Raw genomic sequence first — 17,949 nt, 5'->3', positions numbered from 1 at the left:
CGAACCGCATCGCATCAAAAACGCGCAAATGCAGATACTGATATCAGCTGGCAGTGTGAGAGAGCACTTGCCGCTGAAAATATTTAATCATACATTACATAGCTATAACTATGCATTGTAAAGCGGAGGCAAGGTTGAAGGAAACGGATAGGTGGATCCGCCAGGTGGTTATTGTGGGCGGCGGGACTGCCGGCTGGATGACGGCCGCAGCCTTGTCTCAGGTGATGGAAAAGAATGTATTCCTGACACTTGTCGAATCCGACGCGATCGCAACTGTTGGCGTTGGCGAAGCCACAATTCCCCCTATTCGTACGTTTCACGAGCTTGCCGGAGTGAACGAAGTCGACTTTGTCCGCGACTGTCTCGCGACTTTCAAGCTGGGCATCGAGTTCAGAAACTGGTCCGCCATCAACAGCCGGTATTTTCACCCTTTCGGCGTGTACGGCACGAAAAAGGATCTCGGCTACTTTTTTCAGTACTGGCTACGGCTGGCAGAGCTGGGCAAGGTTGCAGACTTCGAAGCATTTTCCCTGTGCACGCTCGCGGCCAGACGCGACGCTTTTAGCCCACCCTCCCCCACGCCCAATCATCCGCTTGAGCATTTTTACTCAGCCTATCATTTTGACGCTTCGCTTTATGCCAAGCATCTGAGAGGTCTAAGCATCCGTCGCGGGGTCTCCCACAAGCTCGGAGACGTTGTAGACGCTCAAAAAAATCCGAACACCGGATTTGTGGAAGCCCTCGTGCTGAAGTCCGGCGAACGCATCGCCGGCGACCTGTTCATCGATTGCTCGGGCACCCGCGGCGCCTTAATCGACAAGGTCGGGGGCTCTTCCTTTGAGGATTGGTCTAAGTGGCTACCCATGAACAGGGCCGTTGCCGTCCCGTGCGAACGGACGTCACCCCTGTCGCCCTATACGGTGTCGACGGCCCATTCATTCGGATGGCAATGGCGCATTCCCCTGCAACACCGGGTGGGCAACGGAATCGTCTATTCGACAGACTTTGCCTCCGACGACCAGGCCGCCCAGACTCTGACGGAGAGTCTCGAAGGCCCCGCCCTCGCCGGACTGAACCGCCTCAAATTTACAACCGGCCGCCGAAAATCGCCTTGGAACAAGAATGTCGTTGCGGTCGGCCTTTCCAGTGGATTTCTAGAACCCCTGGAATCGACAAGCATACACCTCATCCAATCCAGCATTCAGAGGCTCATCAAATATTTTCCGGACAAGGGTTTTTCAAAGATTGTAACGGATGCGTACAATAGGGAAGCCGCGTCTGAATTTGAAAATATTCGCGATTTTCTGATACTCCACTACAACGCCACGCAACGCGACGACTCCCCACTGTGGAATTACACCCGGACCATGGCGATTCCGGATAGCCTGGCGGACCGAATTGCCCTGTTCGCCGAGCGCGGACAACTCGACCTTGCGGCGGAAGAGCTGTTCCAGACAACGTCGTGGCTTTCCGTTCTCCTCGGGCAGGGAATTCGCCCGCGCAGCTATATGCCAACCATGTCGTTTCAGGACGACAATCTGTTGGCGCAAGGGTATGAGCGGATGAGACAGCACTTGCGCAATGTGGCGGATAGATTGCCCACGCACGCGGAATATCTTCGCAGCAACGGGCTTACGAATGAAGCGGTCGCTGGCCTGGCAAGCTGACACCAGCACATCGTCAACTGTCCAATGGAGGCCAGGATGCCCGCGAAGAAAACATTGTGGAAACGCGCATCTTCCATAGTGATTGGGATGATTTTTGGAACCGTACTGGGCCTTGGCGGCGGGCTTTCGGCTCAGGCAGGCGAAACCTGCCCGATACCAGGCGCCAGTGTAAAGCGCGTAGATCTGCCAGGGACAATTGCCCCCTCCACACAGCCATTCGAAGGGTGGGGAACGGCGCTCGCCTGGTTTGCCAATGTTACCGGCGGCTATCCCGATCCGGTCCGCAACCAGCTCGCCGATTTGCTATATAGCCCCCAGGGTCTCAACTGGAATATCACCCGCTATAATATCGGCGGAGGCAACCCGGCCGAAACACCGGCGTATCTGCGCCCCGGTGCGGACGTCCCGGGCTTTTGGAAGCCAGCGGCGAATACTGCCGACCAGAATGGGTGGCATCCCGACGATCCGGATGCGTGGGATTGGGAAGCGGACCCACGTCAAAGGTGGTGGCTTGATGCGATTAAACGCCGGGTGCCGCAAGATACCGCCATATACGAAGCCTTCTCGAACTCACCCCCGCATTTCATGACGGTCAGCGGCCTGGTTTCCGGGGCAGACGATGGCCTGGAGCCGAACCTGAAGCCGGGCTACAGCGCCGCCTTCGCCAACTACCTGGTTCGCGTAACCGCGCATATCGAGACAGCGCACGGCATTCGGTTTCGAACCTTGTCGCCAGTGAACGAGCCCGGGACGCCGTACTGGTTTGCTAAAAACCGCCAGGAAGGGTCGCACTGGCCACCGGCCCTGCAAGGCGAGGTCATCCTGGCGACACGCAAAGCCATGACTCAGCACGGTCTTTCAGGCGCAGTCGCCGCGATGGATGAAACCGACGCCCTGACCTTCATACGAGACTGGGACGCCTACTCACCGGAGGTCCGTGACGCCATCGGCCAACTTAATGTCCATAGTTACGATACCTATGGCCAGACGGCCGTACGCGATATCGCCAGGTCAGCCAATAAACGCCTGTGGATGTCCGAAGTTGACCTGTCACCTCAGAACGTAGTGGAAGATTTCGATGATATGCGCCCTCCGTTTGCGTTGGCGGAACGGATCATATTGGACCTGAAACGTCTGGAGCCCGCCGCATGGGTCTTCTGGCAGGCGGTCGAAGATTCAGCAAAGCCGCCCTCGAAGGGCTCCAACTGGGGCCTGATAAAGATGGACTTCACGGCAAAGCCCGATGCGCCCCACCCTATTCACGTTACCCGGAAATATTGGGCCATGGCGAATTTCAGCCGATACATCCGCCCCGGCTACCGCCTATTTCCCGTCGACGACTACGATACTGTCGGCGCCCTGTCTCCTGACGGAAAGACCATTGTATTGGTGCATGTGAATGCCGGTTCGCAGCCGCGCGCGCTCAATCTGAATGCGCGGGATCTTGCACAGGCGGATGAAGTGTCCGTTGTGGTTACATCCGCGCGGCATAACGCCGAGCTTATCTGCCGACAATCTGGCGCGCGGACTGGACAGGCACTCGAACTGCCAGCCAAAGCAGTCTCGACGGTTGTCATTCGACGTGGGGCGGCGTCCTGAAGCGTTTCCCGACGGATACGCTTAAGCGCCGCGCGCCTTCATTACGCTCCGAAGCTATCCTGGCGTACTTGCGACCGGCGCGTATCTTCCCTGGCCAGCCGGATAAGACTTTCCATAGCCCACCTCGCCTCCTTGGTATTCTTTGCCGCCACCGCTTCAAAAACGCGGGCGTGATCGACAAAGCTGTCCCGGGAATCCTTTGGATCGGTCGATTTAAGCCGCGTCGACCAGGCTATTGCCGCGGCAATTGAGCTGTTCAGGGAGATCAGGACTTCGTTCCGTGTAGCCAGAAGCAGGACCTTATGGAACTCCAGGTCCGCCAGCCTGCCCGTTTCGGTGGCAAGGGTTTCGGCGCCCATAATATCGAGCGACTGCTTCAGCCGCTTGACTTCCTCATCCGTCCTGCGCTCGGCGGCCAGTTCCGCTGCTGCCGGCTCATTGATCAGCCGAAGTTCGAAAAGGCCGTCAATAAACTCCGGTGACGGCGTTGTCTGGAACATCCACCCCATCACTTCCGGATCGAGGAGATTCCATCTCGAACGCTCGCATACGACGGTGCCCCTTTTCGGCCGGCTCTCAACGAAACCTTTGGCGGCAAGGATCTTCAACGCCTCGCGATACGGCGTGCGAGAGATGTTCAGCGCCTCGATCGCATCGAGCTGATGCGGCAGTATATCACCTGACCGATACTTTCCGTTCAGTATATCAGTCGCCAGGCGCCGGGCTAACGACCCGTGGATACGCCCTTGTGACGGCACCTCTTCGAAAGTGAATTCGTCGCTGAATTCGCTTGCCGCGCGCGTACTGTCGTTTTCCATCGTGAGGCCCAGATTTACGATCGCTGTTTATGATCGAGTGAACGACACTTGACAAGCGAACGACCGCGATCCGATGAACCGTGGGACATTCGCTAGATCGGAATGGGTTTAGATAGAAACACCATTCCGATCTAGGTTTTTGCTTTGTCGCGATTACGGTTTTGTCGGTCTGACGGTGAAGCTGTAGCTTTGCGGCTCCAGCTTTACGCGGTACTTCGCCAGCGGCCGGCCATCGAGCGACCAGCCGGTATCGCCGCCAACGCCGGTCTGCACCAGGTCGATCAGCAGCGAGCCGTCACCATGCGGGGCGATGTCGGACGACTTCCACGTCCCCTGCTTGCGGAAGTAGAGGTCTTCATACGGGAAGGCCAGGGCATTGACCGACAGGGGCTGGTCGCCCTTGACCGTCAGGCCTGCGCCGTTGCCGCTCAAAGACAGCCACCGTACATCTGTCTTGTTGCCGGATTCCATTGGCCGGCTATAGGCATGATACTGGTCGGCGACCTTGCCTGTATAGATGCCGATGGCGGCGCCGGTCTGGCGATCGACGTAGCTTTCCTGCGGCCCGCGGCCATACCATTCGATGTCGGTCAGCGACGGATCGGTGTCGAAACGCAGGCCCAGCCGCAAGGGGTCGGGCAGGTCGTCGCGCAGCGGCGTGAAGGTCGAAGTGACCTGAAGCGCACCGTCGCCAAGCAGGCGGTAGGTCGTCTTCCAGTGCACCGAACCCGTGCCGAAGTTGTAGAGGATGCTGACCGCGTCATTGCTGACGTCGACCGCGCGCACCTGGCGCTTCTCGGTAAAAGTCTTCCAGATAGCGTGCGACTTGATAACGCCCGTACCTTCGTCATTGTCCGTCAGGCCGCGCCAGAAGTTCGGCGCCCCGCCCTTCAGCAAGACCCTGCCAGCGCGTTCATAGGTCACCAGACCCGTCGCTCTATCGACCACCAGGCGCGTGCCATCGGCCGAGAGGGTGACGGCCTGGTCGGTACGGCTCAGCTTGACCTCGCCGGCGGGCGATACCTCCGTCACGGCCTCGGGGGATTTGACGATAAACTGGGTGAAGCCGATCACCTGACCGGCCGGCACACCCGGAATGGCACCGGCCTTCGCTTTCGCCCGCAGGGTAACGATCTGTTCGCTGTCCGCGCTGGCCTTCAGCATCGGCAGGGCGATCGCGATCTCCCCCTTTTCACCGGCAGAAACCTTGACGCCGTCCAGTTGCCCGGTCGTCACGACATTTCCGTTATTGGTATAGACCCATTCGAAGTCGAAGCCCGACAGGTCACGGAAGTTGTGGCGATTGACCACGATCACCTTGCCCGACTTGGGGTCGCCTTCGAAGACAATGGGCGAATAGACCTTCTGCAATTCGTAATATTCCGGATCGGGGACACGGTCGGCATTGACCAGGCCGTCACCGACGACACTGTTGTCGCCACGCGCCGGGTTGATGTCGAATCCTGACGCCCAGTACGGCCGCCCCTTGGCGTCCTTGGCATGCACCGTCTGGTCGACCCAGTCCCAGACAAATCCGCCCTGCAGCTTCTTATGCGCGCGGATGACCTGCCAGTAGTCTTCGAGATTACCCAGGGAATTGCCCATGGCGTGGGCATATTCGCACTGAATCATCGGCTGCGTGCGCGTCGGATCCTCGGCCCAATCGACCATCTTCTCGATGTCGTCGTACATGGGGGCGTAGATGTCGACATAGGGATTGGGCGCATGCCGTTCGACCAAGGTCCCTTGGCCCAGATAGCTGATCAGGCGCGTGGAGTCGTTCTTGCGGATCCAGGCGGCGGATTTTTCGAACGCCTGGCCGGTGCCAGCTTCATTGCCCAGGGACCAGATGATGACCGAGGGCGAGTTCTTGTCGCGTTCGACCATGCGCGAGATGCGGTCGAGGTGGGCGGCTTCCCAATGCGGCTTATAGCCAAGCTGTATCTGTTCGCGCTGGGGGCTGCCCTTCTTGTCGGCCGTGTCCATATATTCGTGGGACTCGATGTCGGCCTCGTCATAGACATAGAGGCCGTATTCATCGGCCAGGTCATACCAGCGCGGATCGTTGGGATAGTGCGAGGTGCGCACGGCGTTGATGTTCGCCTGCTTCATCAGCTCGATGTCCTTGCGCATCAGGTCTTCGGAGACGACGCGGTAGGTGTCGGGGTCGTGCTCGTGGCGGTTGACGCCCTTGATCAGGATGCGCCGGCCATTGACCTGGACCTCGCCATTGCGGATCTCGACGGTGCGGAAGCCGATCTTGCGCGAGGTCGCCGAGACCAGCTTGCCCCTGGCGTCCTTATACTCGATGACCAGGCGGTAGAGGTTGGGCGTTTCGGCCGACCACGGCTTGACGTCCCTGATCGTGCCCTTTAGCGCGACCGTCTTGCCCTTGATGGCCCCGGTCGTAGTCAGGACAGCTGTATCGCCGTCATAGACGGTCGCCGTCACCGTGCCCTTGGCCGGTGCGCCGGCAAACTCGGTCTCGAGCGAAAACAGGCCGTCCTTATAGGCCGTCTTGTCGAGCAGGGCCTGCACTGTGTAGTCGCGCATACGCGCCTTGGGCTCGGCATAGAGATAAACGCTACGCTCGATCCCTGACAGGCGCCAGAAGTCCTGGTCTTCGAGGTAGGAGCCATCGGCATAGCGGTAGATCTCGATGCTGATGCTGTTCTGGCCGGCTTTGAGGAACTTGGTGACATTGAATTCCGATGGCAGCTTGGAATCTTCGGAATAGCCGACCTTCTCGCCATTGACCCAGATGTAATAGGCCGCTCCCGCCGCCCCGATGTGCAGGAAGACGTCGTCGCCGTTCCAATCCGCCGGCACTTCGAAGCCGCGCTTGTACGACCCAATCTCGATCATGTCGTGCGGGATGAAAGGCTCGTTGGCGGGAAACGGATACTTGATGTTCCAGAACTCCGGCAGGCCGTAGGCGCCGTCGCCTTGCGCTTGGATCATGCCCGGAACCTTGATCTTGGACCATGCCGCGGTGTCGAAGCCGTCGCGGTAGAAGTCGGCCGGACGATTGTCGACGCCCTTCGAGTATTTGAAGTCCCACGTGCCGTCGAGCGAGCGGTAGAGGCGCGACGACGCCATGTCACCCTTCAGCGCCAGATCGCGCGTTTCAAAATTGAAGAAGGTCGCCTTCATCGGCTCGCGATTGACCGCAACCACCTCAGGCTGCTCCCATTCCGCAACGGCTACAGGCCGGGCCGATACGGCTGTAGAACTGCCTGTGAGGGCCAACCCTGCATACAATGCGAACGTCGCCACTGAATTAAGGCGTGAGCGATAGAAAAACATGTTTCCCCCGGAGCGAAGCAAGGTGAAGAATGGATGGCAAGCGACGGCTGCTGACGCGGATTAAATCATATTAATTATGGCCGCAATAGTGATTTTCTAACGCCAAAGTCTGAATAACGCAGGAAAATTCTTCCGAATTCGCTTTGCAGGCAAAGAAATACCATTTTGCTAAAAAGCGCGCGCAAGGCGCGTATAGATATGCCATCGTGAAAAATTAGTCGCACTTTTAGTTCAGCGCTTAAAATGCGGTTTCGGCATCTCATACGTCATGAACCTGACTCGTGGACACCTGAACGGCCGGTCGCAAAAAGGGGCTGTTTAGCAAAGTAAAGCCAGGCGACAATGCACAGACCGACGCCGGCAAGCATGGACATGAATCCATACCCCCGCGCACCATAATTCTCGAAAATAATGCCCGAGAACAACATGCCGACACCCGTCATCGCACCGCTCGCATACGATGAATTTATCGCCTGACCAAGACCTTCGTGCCCGGGAGGAACGAGAATATAAACCAGCTCCAGACCCGCAAGATAGACGGCGACAAAAGAGAGACTGTGAAGCAGTTGCAGCGGCCAGAGCAACCAGAAGTCGGAGACGATTGCCGCAAGGCCCCACCGTAAAACGCCAGCCATCGCCCCCATCAGCAGAAGACGCCAAGGGCCGAGATGACGGCGCAATCGCCCACCAAAACTCAGAAACACCAACTCCGCCGCGACGGCGAGCGCCCACAAATACCCGCAGGAGGTAGCCGGGAGCCCCTCGCCCTGCCAAATTATCGTTGAGAAAGCGTAGTAATAGCTATGTGCGGCCTGAAGGCACCCCAAGGCAAGAATAAGCAGCACGAAAGCCTTGCTGCCCCAGAGCGCGCGCAGACGCACCAGACTTGGCTGGTCACGCCGGACCCAAAGGGACGGATCGACCCGGGCGTTCGGGGGGAGCAGAAATTTTGCCCCCACAACCATCAGGCAGGCAGAAGCAACCATCCAGCAGAGCACGATGTCCACGCCAACATTGCGCAGCATGTAACCCAGGCAGATGCTGGCGAATATGAACGCGCCTGACCCTACCGCCCGTACCCACGAAAAGCTGAACCGTTCACTACGCCCGAGCTGCATGGTCATGGCATCCAGAAGAGGCGTTACGCTCGCCACAGCCGTAAATCCAATCCCAAACAAAACGGCAAAAATGTAAAACGATTTAAGACCCGTGAAGGGCGTCAACGCCATCAGGCCATAAGCTGCGGCAGCCGCGAGCGCCAAACCCAGGAGCGGCGTTCGATATTTTATGAAGCGATCGGCCCATAATCCGGAAAGCGGGCCGGTCACGGCGCGACACAGAAGCGGAATTGCCAGTATCCAGCCGATTTCCGTCGGAGACATTCCATAATGCCCGAGCCACGACGGCAGGAACGGCAGGCTGGCCCCGGTGCCCGCACATAAAATGGCGTAAAAAGCAGCCTGTCTTGCAAGAATGCCAGCACTTCCGGGGCGAGCGAACAATTGCATCACCGGCTCCGCCCCACAGTGCAAGCGTTAGCTTTGCGCCCCATCCTAAATCAGACCCGTTATACGCCCGAGGAAAAAATCACATTACATGTGTATAATTAACGCCACGCAGTGCGGCCACACAAGAAAAAACGTTATCACGTACAAAATTAATGCGATTAATTATCGGCCTCATAAAACCCAAAATACCAGCTTAGTGCTTCTTCCTTGGCCCGGCAGGGGCCACCGCACCATCCTCTTCTATGATCTGCACGCCCCACGGCGCCAGGGTAACCGGCGAGCCCGTTGCAACGCCCGCACCGGATAGCAGTTCACTCCCGCCCGCAAAGCCATAGGTAAAGGTCTGCGGGCTGGCGGAATAGTTGAAGACGTAATGCACGTTATGCCCATTGTTCAGGGCGCCCGATTTGACGATTACCGGGAAGCGCGCCCCGGAAGATCGATCGGGAATGCCAGCGCGCCGAACTTCGTCGCTCAGAATCTTATCAATCATGGCGTCGGACGGCATGAAGCCGACATAAGTTACCTCACCCTTGCCGTAGGCGTTGCGGGTGATTGCGGCATAGTCCGGCCAGGACGCGTGCTTATAGCGGGCAATAACCCTGGCCGTTGTGGGAGTGAGAAATTCCATCCACCAGCGCACCTTGTTCTCGGCGCCGACGGCGAATGGGTCGCCGTCAAGCGTCACATTGTCCGGATAGGTGAACTGGCTGTAGGTCACACCGGCGGCCTCGGCGATCTTCCCCGGCTGGCGCTCATAGCGCACCTTGGTATTCTCGTCGGAAAAGCCGCTCTTGAAGGTATAGAGCAGGCGCCCGCCTTGTCTGGCAAAGCCATTGAGACGGTCGATTTCCGCGTCACTGGCGGCATAGAGCGCCGGCACCACGATGAGATCGTAACTGTCCAGAGGAACGGTCGAGGACGGCGACAGGATATCGACCTCCACGTTCATCCGATAGAAGGCGTCGTAGAACGGCCGCATGACTTCACTATAGCCAATGCTGCGCCCTTCCGTGTTCATGCGGAACGAGTCGAAGGCCGACAGGGCCGCGTTGCTGACGTATATCGCCACCTTGTTGCGTTTTTTCAGGTTCACCAGTCTAGGGCCCAGGCGCTTGAAGTCCGCCCCGATAGTCTTCGCCTCGTCATAAAGCGCGCTCGGTTGATAGTCCTGCGAGAGCAGGCCGCGCCAGTATGTCTCGATGGCGTTGGACGTCGTGGCCCAATGCCAGTATTCGACCATGTTCGCCCCGGATGCCAGATGGCTGAACGCCTGAAGGCGCAACTGTCCCGGATATGGCGTCCACTCCGGGAACCCCTGCGCCTGCGTTTCCAACACCAGATAATTCTGGCCGTTCTTCATCGAGCGGGTAACATCGCCACCGAACGCAATCTCGGCACCGGTCAGCTTGTCCTGGCTGGGATGGTAGATGTCGATACCGGCAATATCGAGCGGCTTGGCCGCTTCCCAGTGATTGACCTCGGGCTGGACTCCATAAGAGTGGCCGCGCCAGCCGAGGTCGAAATTCTGCGTAATGAACTGATCCGGACGCGCGTGAGCGCGGACAAGAGCGGCCTGCCAGGTCAGAAACTCAGTCACCAGGCTGCGTTGATATTCTGCAAAGGCGTTGGAGAGACTGGCATTGATCGAGCCATTGACCGACGGAAAGTCCTCCCAGCTATTGATCCGGTTGCTCCAGTAATCGAGCCCGTAGGCCTTGTTGAGCCCATCGAGATCAGGAAACTTCCGGCGCATGTGGGCTACGAACCCGGCTTGCACGTTCGGCCCGCTGGTATTGTACGCCTTGGTTTCATTATCGATCTGATAGCCGATAACGGCCGGATGGTCCTTGACGTGGTCGATCAGCGCCACGATGACCCGCTCCGCCGCGCGGCGATAGTCCGGGTCGGTAATGTCCATGTTCTGACGGGCGCCATACCTGGCCTGGCCCTGCGGAGTCACAACCAGCACATTCGGATGCTCGCGCGCCAGCCAGGTCGGGATGGCATAGGTGGGCGTGCCGACAATGACCTTGATGCCCTGTGTGTTCATGGCTTCGAGCATGCGGTCGACATGGGTAAAGTCGAAGACGCCGTCCCGCGGCTCCAGTGTTCCCCAGGTGGATTCAGCAATACGGACGACCGTGATGCCTGCCGCCTTCATCATCCGGGCGTCCTCGTCGACGCGGTCGACGGGCGTGTACTCGTCATAGTAGGCGACGCCGAACAGAACCGTGTCGGGTGTCGTGGCTGCACAAGCGCCATGCGCCAGAACGGCGAGACTGGCGCCCAGGATAAGGCCGAACAGTCGATTACGCATAGGGTTTGGCATCCGGCATCCCGCAAACTGACGCTTCACGTGAGGACTGACATCGACCCAGCTCATGAGCGTCAAAACCGTAAGTGAAAAATGGGGGCTTTTCGAGCCCCCATTCCAACGATTTAGTGGTACTTGAACCGCACGGAGACGCCGAAATACCGCCCTTCGTCACGGATATCCCGGACGAATTTCTTGCCGGATTCATAAACGTGGTAGTTATGGAAGGGCGTAGCCAGGATGTTTGAGACATCGAAGTTGATCGTATAGGTGTCGTTCGGCGAGTAGTTGAACGAGTAGTCCAGACGGTTGACCGCCTCCGTGCCCTCGCCTTCAACGCCCGCGTTCCGGTTGTCGTAACCGTTGATCCAGCGTGAACGGCCATTGTACGACAGGCGCGTCGAAATCTTGTCCTTCTCGTAGAAGATCGCCAGGTTGTAGCTCCAGTTGGAGACACCTGGAATCTTGACCATCGCGCCTTCGCTGTTAATCGCCGCCGGCAACTGGTTATAGGCGTCAAGATAGGTGACGTTGGCCTGGACGCCGAAGCCGCTCCAGGCGCCCGGCAGGAAGTCGAGGAAGGTCTGGCCTGCGACTTCGATGCCCTTGATCGCGCCGGTACCGGCGTTTTCCGGGCGTGAAACCTGCAAGTCGCCATAGACCGGGTCATCGACGCGGCGGGTATAGTTGCTGATGAAGCCGTCGAGGTCGTGATAGAAGACGGCGACGCTGGCCGAGGTGTTCGACGACGGGTAGTATTCCCAGGTGACGTCGTAATTGATCGAGGTCAGCGGCTTCAGATCCGGATTGCCAGCCGAGCCATAGGCGTCAGGCAGCGATGGATCGATCGTACCGGTTTGGACGTTCTGCGAGATGTTCAGCGCCGGGTTCAGCTGGCCGAAATCCGGGCGCGTACGCGTCTTCGTAACACCGAGGCGGATCTGCATGTCGTCCCTGGGACGCAGGCGCATGCTGATATTGGGCAGGACATCGGTGTAGTTTTGCTCGATGGTGCGGGGCACCGCCTCGGTGACGCCATTCCAGGTCACGGTCGAGTTGCCGCTGTACTGACCGACCGTATTGACCACGCGGACGCCGATCACGCCGTCAACATCCGAGCCGAACAGACGGGTCTCGTAACGCCCCTGGGCGTAGGCGGTATAGGTGGCTTCCTTGGCGGTGAACCCCCGGTATGGATTATAGCCCATCAGGTCCGCCTGCCATTGCGCCTGTGTGTTCTTCCAGCCCTGATCGGTCGGATTCAGCGCAACGAGCTGCGCCAGCGCGGCACGGGTCGAGGTAAGAAGCCCCTGGCGATTATCCACAATGCCTTCGCGCGATGGCTGCAGATAGCTGCGGAAGCCATGCTCGCCACCGCGGAAGGTATCCTGCGTCAGGGACAGATCCCCGACAGGAATGGACGTGAACGGTATGGCAAGCGGCAGTATCCAGGCATAACGGTCATTGCTTCGGGCAAAGGCATTGCGGTCGGAGTAGCGCAGGCCGCCCTTGATCTGCTTGAAGATGCCCCAGTCGGTGTCATAGACCGCGTCGCCGCGCCACTGGATGCCGTTGCCGCCGACCTTATAGATGCTTTCGTAATAGCCGCGCCAGATGTAGTTGGCAGGGTTCGACACATCCAGGCCGGGGGCCGACCACGCCACGCCGCCATCGGACACGAAGTTCACATTGATCGGATTGGACTGCTTGATCGCCGAATCGAGGCTCCAGGACGAGTTCGAATAGAGGCTGTTGGTGTAGGCCAGATCGGTGGAAAGCTTCAGCTTGCCGCTCGTATAGCTGCCGCCCACCGCGATCTGCTGCGTGTCGGTGCGATCAAAGCCGGTCGAACGGTAGAACTGAATCGGGTCGCCACCGGTATTGGTCATGCTCAGCACCTGGTCGGTGCCGTCCTGAAGGACGACATTGCTCTTGGTTCCGTTCCACAACGGCGCCTGAGCCCAGTCATTGGCGTGCTCGGCGCGATAGGCTTGCCACAGCAGGTCGGCATAGAGCTCAACCTTGTCGTTCGGGCGCCATTGCAGGGTCGCATTGGCAGACGGACGCCAGCGATGGCCGGTATCCATGTAAACACCCGCCGAGTTCGGGAACCGGATGTTCTGCCCATTGACAGTCGCGCTGTTGATATAGCCATCCGCCCAGCGCACGGCGTTGCGGAAATCCTGCTCGGTATAGGACAGGTTCACCAGGGCGCCAAAATCACCGTGATTGGTCGACCAGCGGTCGGTGATCAGCAGGTTGCCATTGGTGTTGAACTTGTCGTTCTGGTCATTATAGGTCTCTCGGATAGCGCCATCGATTTCGAAGCCCTTGAAATCGAACGGGCGGCGCGTGCGGACGTTGATGAGGCCAGCCAGACCCGGCTCAAGCAGATCGGCGGTGCCGGACTTGTAGACCTCCAGGCCGGCCAAAGCGCCGGACGGGAAGTCCTGCATCTGGACGCGACGCAGTTCAGCCGTCGAGATGTCGCGGCCATTCACCGTGGTGGCGACGTCCGGCAGACCGCGCACCAGGACGCCACTGCCTTCGTCGCTGCCGTGGGAGATCTGGACGCCCGGCAGGCGCGCCAACGATTCGGCGGCATTCACGTCTGGCAACTTGCCGATATCTTCGGCAACGACGGCATCAAGGATCGAATCGGACCGACGTTTGATGACCTGAGCGGACCGCATGCTGGCGCGATAGCCTTTGACGACAACCGCCTCCTCCTGCGCGTCCTTGGCCTGCTCCGTCTTTTGCTCGGATTTTTCCGCGGTCTGAGCCATCGCCACACCTTGCGTAGCGAGCAAAAGGATCGATGCGGACGCAAAAAGTCGCAATGTGGATCTCATAATGAACCTTCCTGATTATCTTATTTGTCTTTTGGCCGGCTGTGGCCGCCAAGCCGACGCTTTTGTAAGACAATATGATTAAATGTATAGGGTCAATTTTAAATAGTAGGACAAGAGCGATGCCGTGTGTCCGTTTTGCGACACTTGGCAAAATAGCCTGACCGACACGCAGATGAAAATAATTTTCCTTTAATAACAATTAGATACACTGTAGAAATTGCTGAAAGCAACTGCATAGTGGCGAAAATCGAGCCCAAGAAAAGATAACGCCGCGATCTAAAGGGCCGAGCACGCCCAGTCTTAAATCATACTTTTGAATGATCTTATTGAAATTAAAGCTGTTTATTTACTCGTTTAATATCGGCAGGAGCGTCGCTCAGTTGGGCCCTGGCGGCATCAGCATCGTGAAGGCTCAGAACCGCCATTTCGAGACAAACGGTCGGCCCACGTTTTCAATGGAACAAGCCAATCCGAAGATTGTCGCTGTTTAGAACAGCCTGCGTCATATGACCGAAACGCGGCCGAGCACCTTGCCGACAAAACAACGGCGGCGATGAAGGCAGACATACGCGTCGCCAGCTCAAAAAATACGATGATGTCAAAAGCGCGATAGCGAGTGGAAAGGCTGCGGGTGCCTTCAGACCGCTTCGGCTGATTCTTCCTCTGCGGAATAATACCGCCAAGTGTTCCGGCCGGCAGACTTGGCGCGATAAAGCGCGACGTCAGCCGATTTGTAGAGCGCGTCCTCACCATCACCGTCGTCCGGGAACATGGCGACACCGATACTGGGGCTGGTTTGCAGCTTGTGCGCCTGGAAATGCACCGGCGCCGCGAAGCTCCATATGATGCGCTTGCACACCGTATCGACGTCGCCATTGCCCATGAGGATGATGGCAAATTCGTCGCCGCCCAGTCGCGCCACGCAGTCGTTTTCGCGCAGCACGGACCGCAGGCGAACAGCCGCCTCCTTCAGTATCGCATCGCCGGCGTCATGGCCCAGCGTATCGTTCACCTGCTTGAAACGATCGAGGTCGATCAGCAGAAGGCTGAAAACAGTCTGCTCGCGCCGCGCCCAAGCCATGGCCTTGCGGAGATCTTCATGGAACATGCGCCGGTTGGGCAGGCCGGTCAGGGCATCGAAATAAGCCATCTGCTCGAGCTGTGCCTGGCTGCGTGTCAGCTCCGCCGTGCGTTCCTCGACAAGGGCTTCAAGCTGCCGCTGACGGCTGCGAAGCACGCCGGTACGCGTCTGGACGACAACCACGATCCCCGCCACGACCAAGGCGATAGCGACGAGATAGAACCACCAGGTTTCGTACCAGGCCGGCAGGACCTGAACGGACACATCGAGCGTCTTGCCACTCCACACGCCATCGCGGTTCGAGCCCTGCAATTTCAGGACATAACGGCCAGGCGGCAGGTTGGTATAGGTGGCGACACGGTGGCTGGAATCGGTCTCGTTCCAGTCCGTCTCAAAACCTTCGAGGCGATAGCGATAGCGGTTGCGGTCGGGCGCGGAAAAGTCGAGCGCCGAGAATTCGACGGACATCGACTTGCCCGGCGGCACGACCAATGCACTGCCGCTGCGGGCGTTGAAAGGCGAGGCCAGCCTCCCCTCCCTGCCGATACGGATGTCGCTGATGACCATAGGCGGTGCGTAGTCCCATGCACCCATTTCACCCGGCCGCACGACCAGGACTGCCGTGGCGCCGCTGAACAGCAGCTCACCGCGCGACGTGACTGCGCCCGATCCCACCCAATAGTTGAAGACGGACAGGCCGCTTTCACGGCCGATGGGGCGGACGGCAAAGGTGTCTGGATTGACGACGGCCAGCCCGGAATCGGTCGAGACCCAGATGCGCCCCCTGCCATCGGCCAGCAACTTATCGACATTGGGGTCCGGCAGACCATGGCGCACGCCAATATGTTGGAAGACAGGCCGCCCCTGCGGATTACGCCCGGTCAGGATATCGACGCCGCCACCAGACGTGCCGATCCAGAGCCGCCCCTTGTGATCGACCAGCAGTGACGTGACAAAGCTTGCGCTCAGGCCAGAGGCACTCTTGTCGGGCAGGATCCGCTCGATGCGGCCGCCACGATCCAGCCGGTTCAGGCCGTTCTCCGTGCCGATCCAGATGGCGCCGTCCGGTGTCGCCGCCATGACACGGGCGCGGTCGTCGGTCAGGCCGGTAATATGCAAAGGCTTGGCATCGGGCCGGCCAGGATCGATGCGCCACAAGCCGTCGTGACCCGCCACCCAGAGGGCGGCGCCATCGCGAATCAGCCCGACCGTATAGGTGGAGACATCGCGTCCGGGGATATGGATGCGCCTGACCGCGCGGCCTTCCGCATCGCTGCGGTAGAGACCCTGCCCCGTGGCGATAAAGACGTCGCTTCCCACCGGCAGGAAGTCCCAGATATAGTTTTGCGGCAGGGCAGTTTCGGGATGGCGCGTATCGGAGGCAAGCGTCCGCAATCGGCCCCTGACCGGATCGACGATGTCGATGCCCTTGCGCAGCAGGCCCATCCATATCCGACCGTCCGGCATTTCGCGGATAGCCAGCGCACCGGCCTCGGACATTTCCTGGCTACGCCCCGTGGCGCCGGGCAGGACGGAAAACGCGCCCTGCTCCGGCGCATAGCGGCTGAGCCCCTCGCCGGTCGCCACCCATATCAGGCCCGCCCGGTCGCGATACAGCGACCACACTTGATCGAATAGCAGGCTGTTGGCGACCTGCGGATCGTGGACGATGCGGCGCATCTGCATCGTCGCCGTGTCGATCGTAACGATGCCATGGCTGTAGGTCCCAAGCCAGATCTCGCCAGGGCGGACCTCGACAATGGTATTGATACCTTCGCTGGGCAAATCGCCGGCGCCTGGCCCCTTCATCGCCTTGACCGCGCCGGTTTTGGCGTCAACGACGTAAGCGCCGTGGCGCTGCGTGGCGATCCAGAGCTGTCCTGTGCTGTCGCGGTAAATCTGACGTACGGATGGCGCGCCGCCGTCGGGAGTTGGCAGCACAATAGCTTCGGTCTTTGCGCCGGTGCGCCGCACCAGTCCGCCGGCCGTACCGATCCACAAGGTTCCGGAAGACTCGCGAAAAAGCGCGCCGACCTTCACACTCGGCAAGCCCTGATTGACAGCTTTCTGAATGGTTCCGCTGCGCGGGTCGAGGTGATCGAGCCCGCCCCAGGTTCCGACCCACAGCCCTCCCCTGCCGTCGTCGGCCACCGAAGTCACGGTGACGTGGCTGAGACCTTTTGGCCCGGCAGTATAGGTCGTAAAGGTGTCGGAGGCTTCATCGTACCGCGCCACACCGCCGACATTGGTAGTGATCCACAGCCGCCCGCCCGCGTCGACAAACAGATTGCGCACGTCGATGTCCGGCAGCGTGCCGGCCTTGGCAGCGTCCGGCCGGTAGGCGCGGAAGCGGTAGCCATCCCAGCGGACGAGGCCGTTCTGCGACCCGATCCACAGGAAACCGTGGCGATCCTGGATCAGCGAGGTCGGATTGCGCACTTCGGAACTTTGGGCAGTGACGTGCTGGAAGGTCTCAACCGTGAAACCCGTCCAGCGCGCATCGGCCTGTGAGGATGCGACGCCTGTCACGAGGCCCCAAAACAGGAGCAGAAGCCAGAAGAGAACGATCGCCCGAAACCTCGATTTCGGGTCGATGTCGGGTGCGGTACTTATGCCGGTATTATGGGCGGTGTCGGGCACGGCTACGCTTTAAACAGATGCGGCGAATGCGCCGCGACATGCCACAATACAAAAAAACCTGAAAGAACCGCTTAGGAGACAGGGTTAATTGTTTCCACAGGGCATCTCGCCCTTCGCGAGTCGAGGCGAAATGATCGTGTTCAGCGTCCGCCTTCGCGGCC

Annotated in this window: 8 protein-coding genes; 2 read left to right on the top strand and 6 right to left on the bottom strand. The window is 59.2% G+C overall.

Annotation, left to right across the window (positions count from 1 at the left end; genetic code table 11):
* Window positions 1-134 precede the first annotated feature (134 nt).
* Both AC1DON_RS13950 and AC1DON_RS13945 read left to right on the top strand, forming a co-directional pair.
* Complete coding sequence (locus tag AC1DON_RS13950) at window positions 135-1,667, top strand: tryptophan halogenase family protein (protein ID WP_476935418.1); 1,533 nt, start codon at window positions 135-137, stop codon at window positions 1,665-1,667.
* A 36-nt stretch (window positions 1,668-1,703) separates the two neighbouring features.
* Window positions 1,704-3,266 (top strand): glycoside hydrolase, encoded by a 1,563-nt coding sequence (locus AC1DON_RS13945; RefSeq protein ID WP_476935417.1) that lies wholly within the window; start codon window positions 1,704-1,706, stop codon window positions 3,264-3,266.
* A 41-nt stretch (window positions 3,267-3,307) separates the two neighbouring features.
* Here the strand turns inward: AC1DON_RS13945 and AC1DON_RS13940 are convergent, their stop codons facing one another.
* The 6 genes from AC1DON_RS13940 to AC1DON_RS13915 all read right to left on the bottom strand — a co-directional run bounded on the left by AC1DON_RS13940 (window position 3,308) and on the right by AC1DON_RS13915 (window position 17,788).
* Entirely contained in the window at window positions 3,308-4,084 is a 777-nt protein-coding gene (locus AC1DON_RS13940) for a FadR/GntR family transcriptional regulator (RefSeq protein ID WP_476935416.1), read from the bottom strand.
* 153 nt (window positions 4,085-4,237) lie between these two features.
* Window positions 4,238-7,261, bottom strand: coding sequence for a glycoside hydrolase family 2 TIM barrel-domain containing protein (locus tag AC1DON_RS13935; protein WP_476935415.1), 3,024 nt, complete (start codon window positions 7,259-7,261; stop codon window positions 4,238-4,240).
* Between the two features lie 395 nt (window positions 7,262-7,656).
* Window positions 7,657-8,898, bottom strand: a complete 1,242-nt coding sequence (locus AC1DON_RS13930; RefSeq protein ID WP_476935414.1) for an MFS transporter — start codon at window positions 8,896-8,898, stop codon at window positions 7,657-7,659.
* A 193-nt stretch (window positions 8,899-9,091) separates the two neighbouring features.
* Window positions 9,092-11,218, bottom strand: coding sequence for a beta-galactosidase (locus AC1DON_RS13925; RefSeq protein WP_476935413.1), 2,127 nt, complete (start codon window positions 11,216-11,218; stop codon window positions 9,092-9,094).
* A 122-nt stretch (window positions 11,219-11,340) separates the two neighbouring features.
* Window positions 11,341-14,001, bottom strand: coding sequence for a TonB-dependent receptor (locus AC1DON_RS13920; RefSeq protein ID WP_476935412.1), 2,661 nt, complete (start codon window positions 13,999-14,001; stop codon window positions 11,341-11,343).
* Between the two features lie 703 nt (window positions 14,002-14,704).
* Window positions 14,705-17,788: a ligand-binding sensor domain-containing protein gene (locus tag AC1DON_RS13915; protein ID WP_476935411.1), complete on the bottom strand. Its 3,084-nt coding sequence runs from the start codon at window positions 17,786-17,788 to the stop codon at window positions 14,705-14,707.
* Window positions 17,789-17,949: the final 161 nt, after the last annotated feature.

Source organism: Asticcacaulis sp. P4_H10 (assembly GCF_056400965.1).
This window is presented reverse-complemented; position numbering and strand designations above follow the sequence as displayed.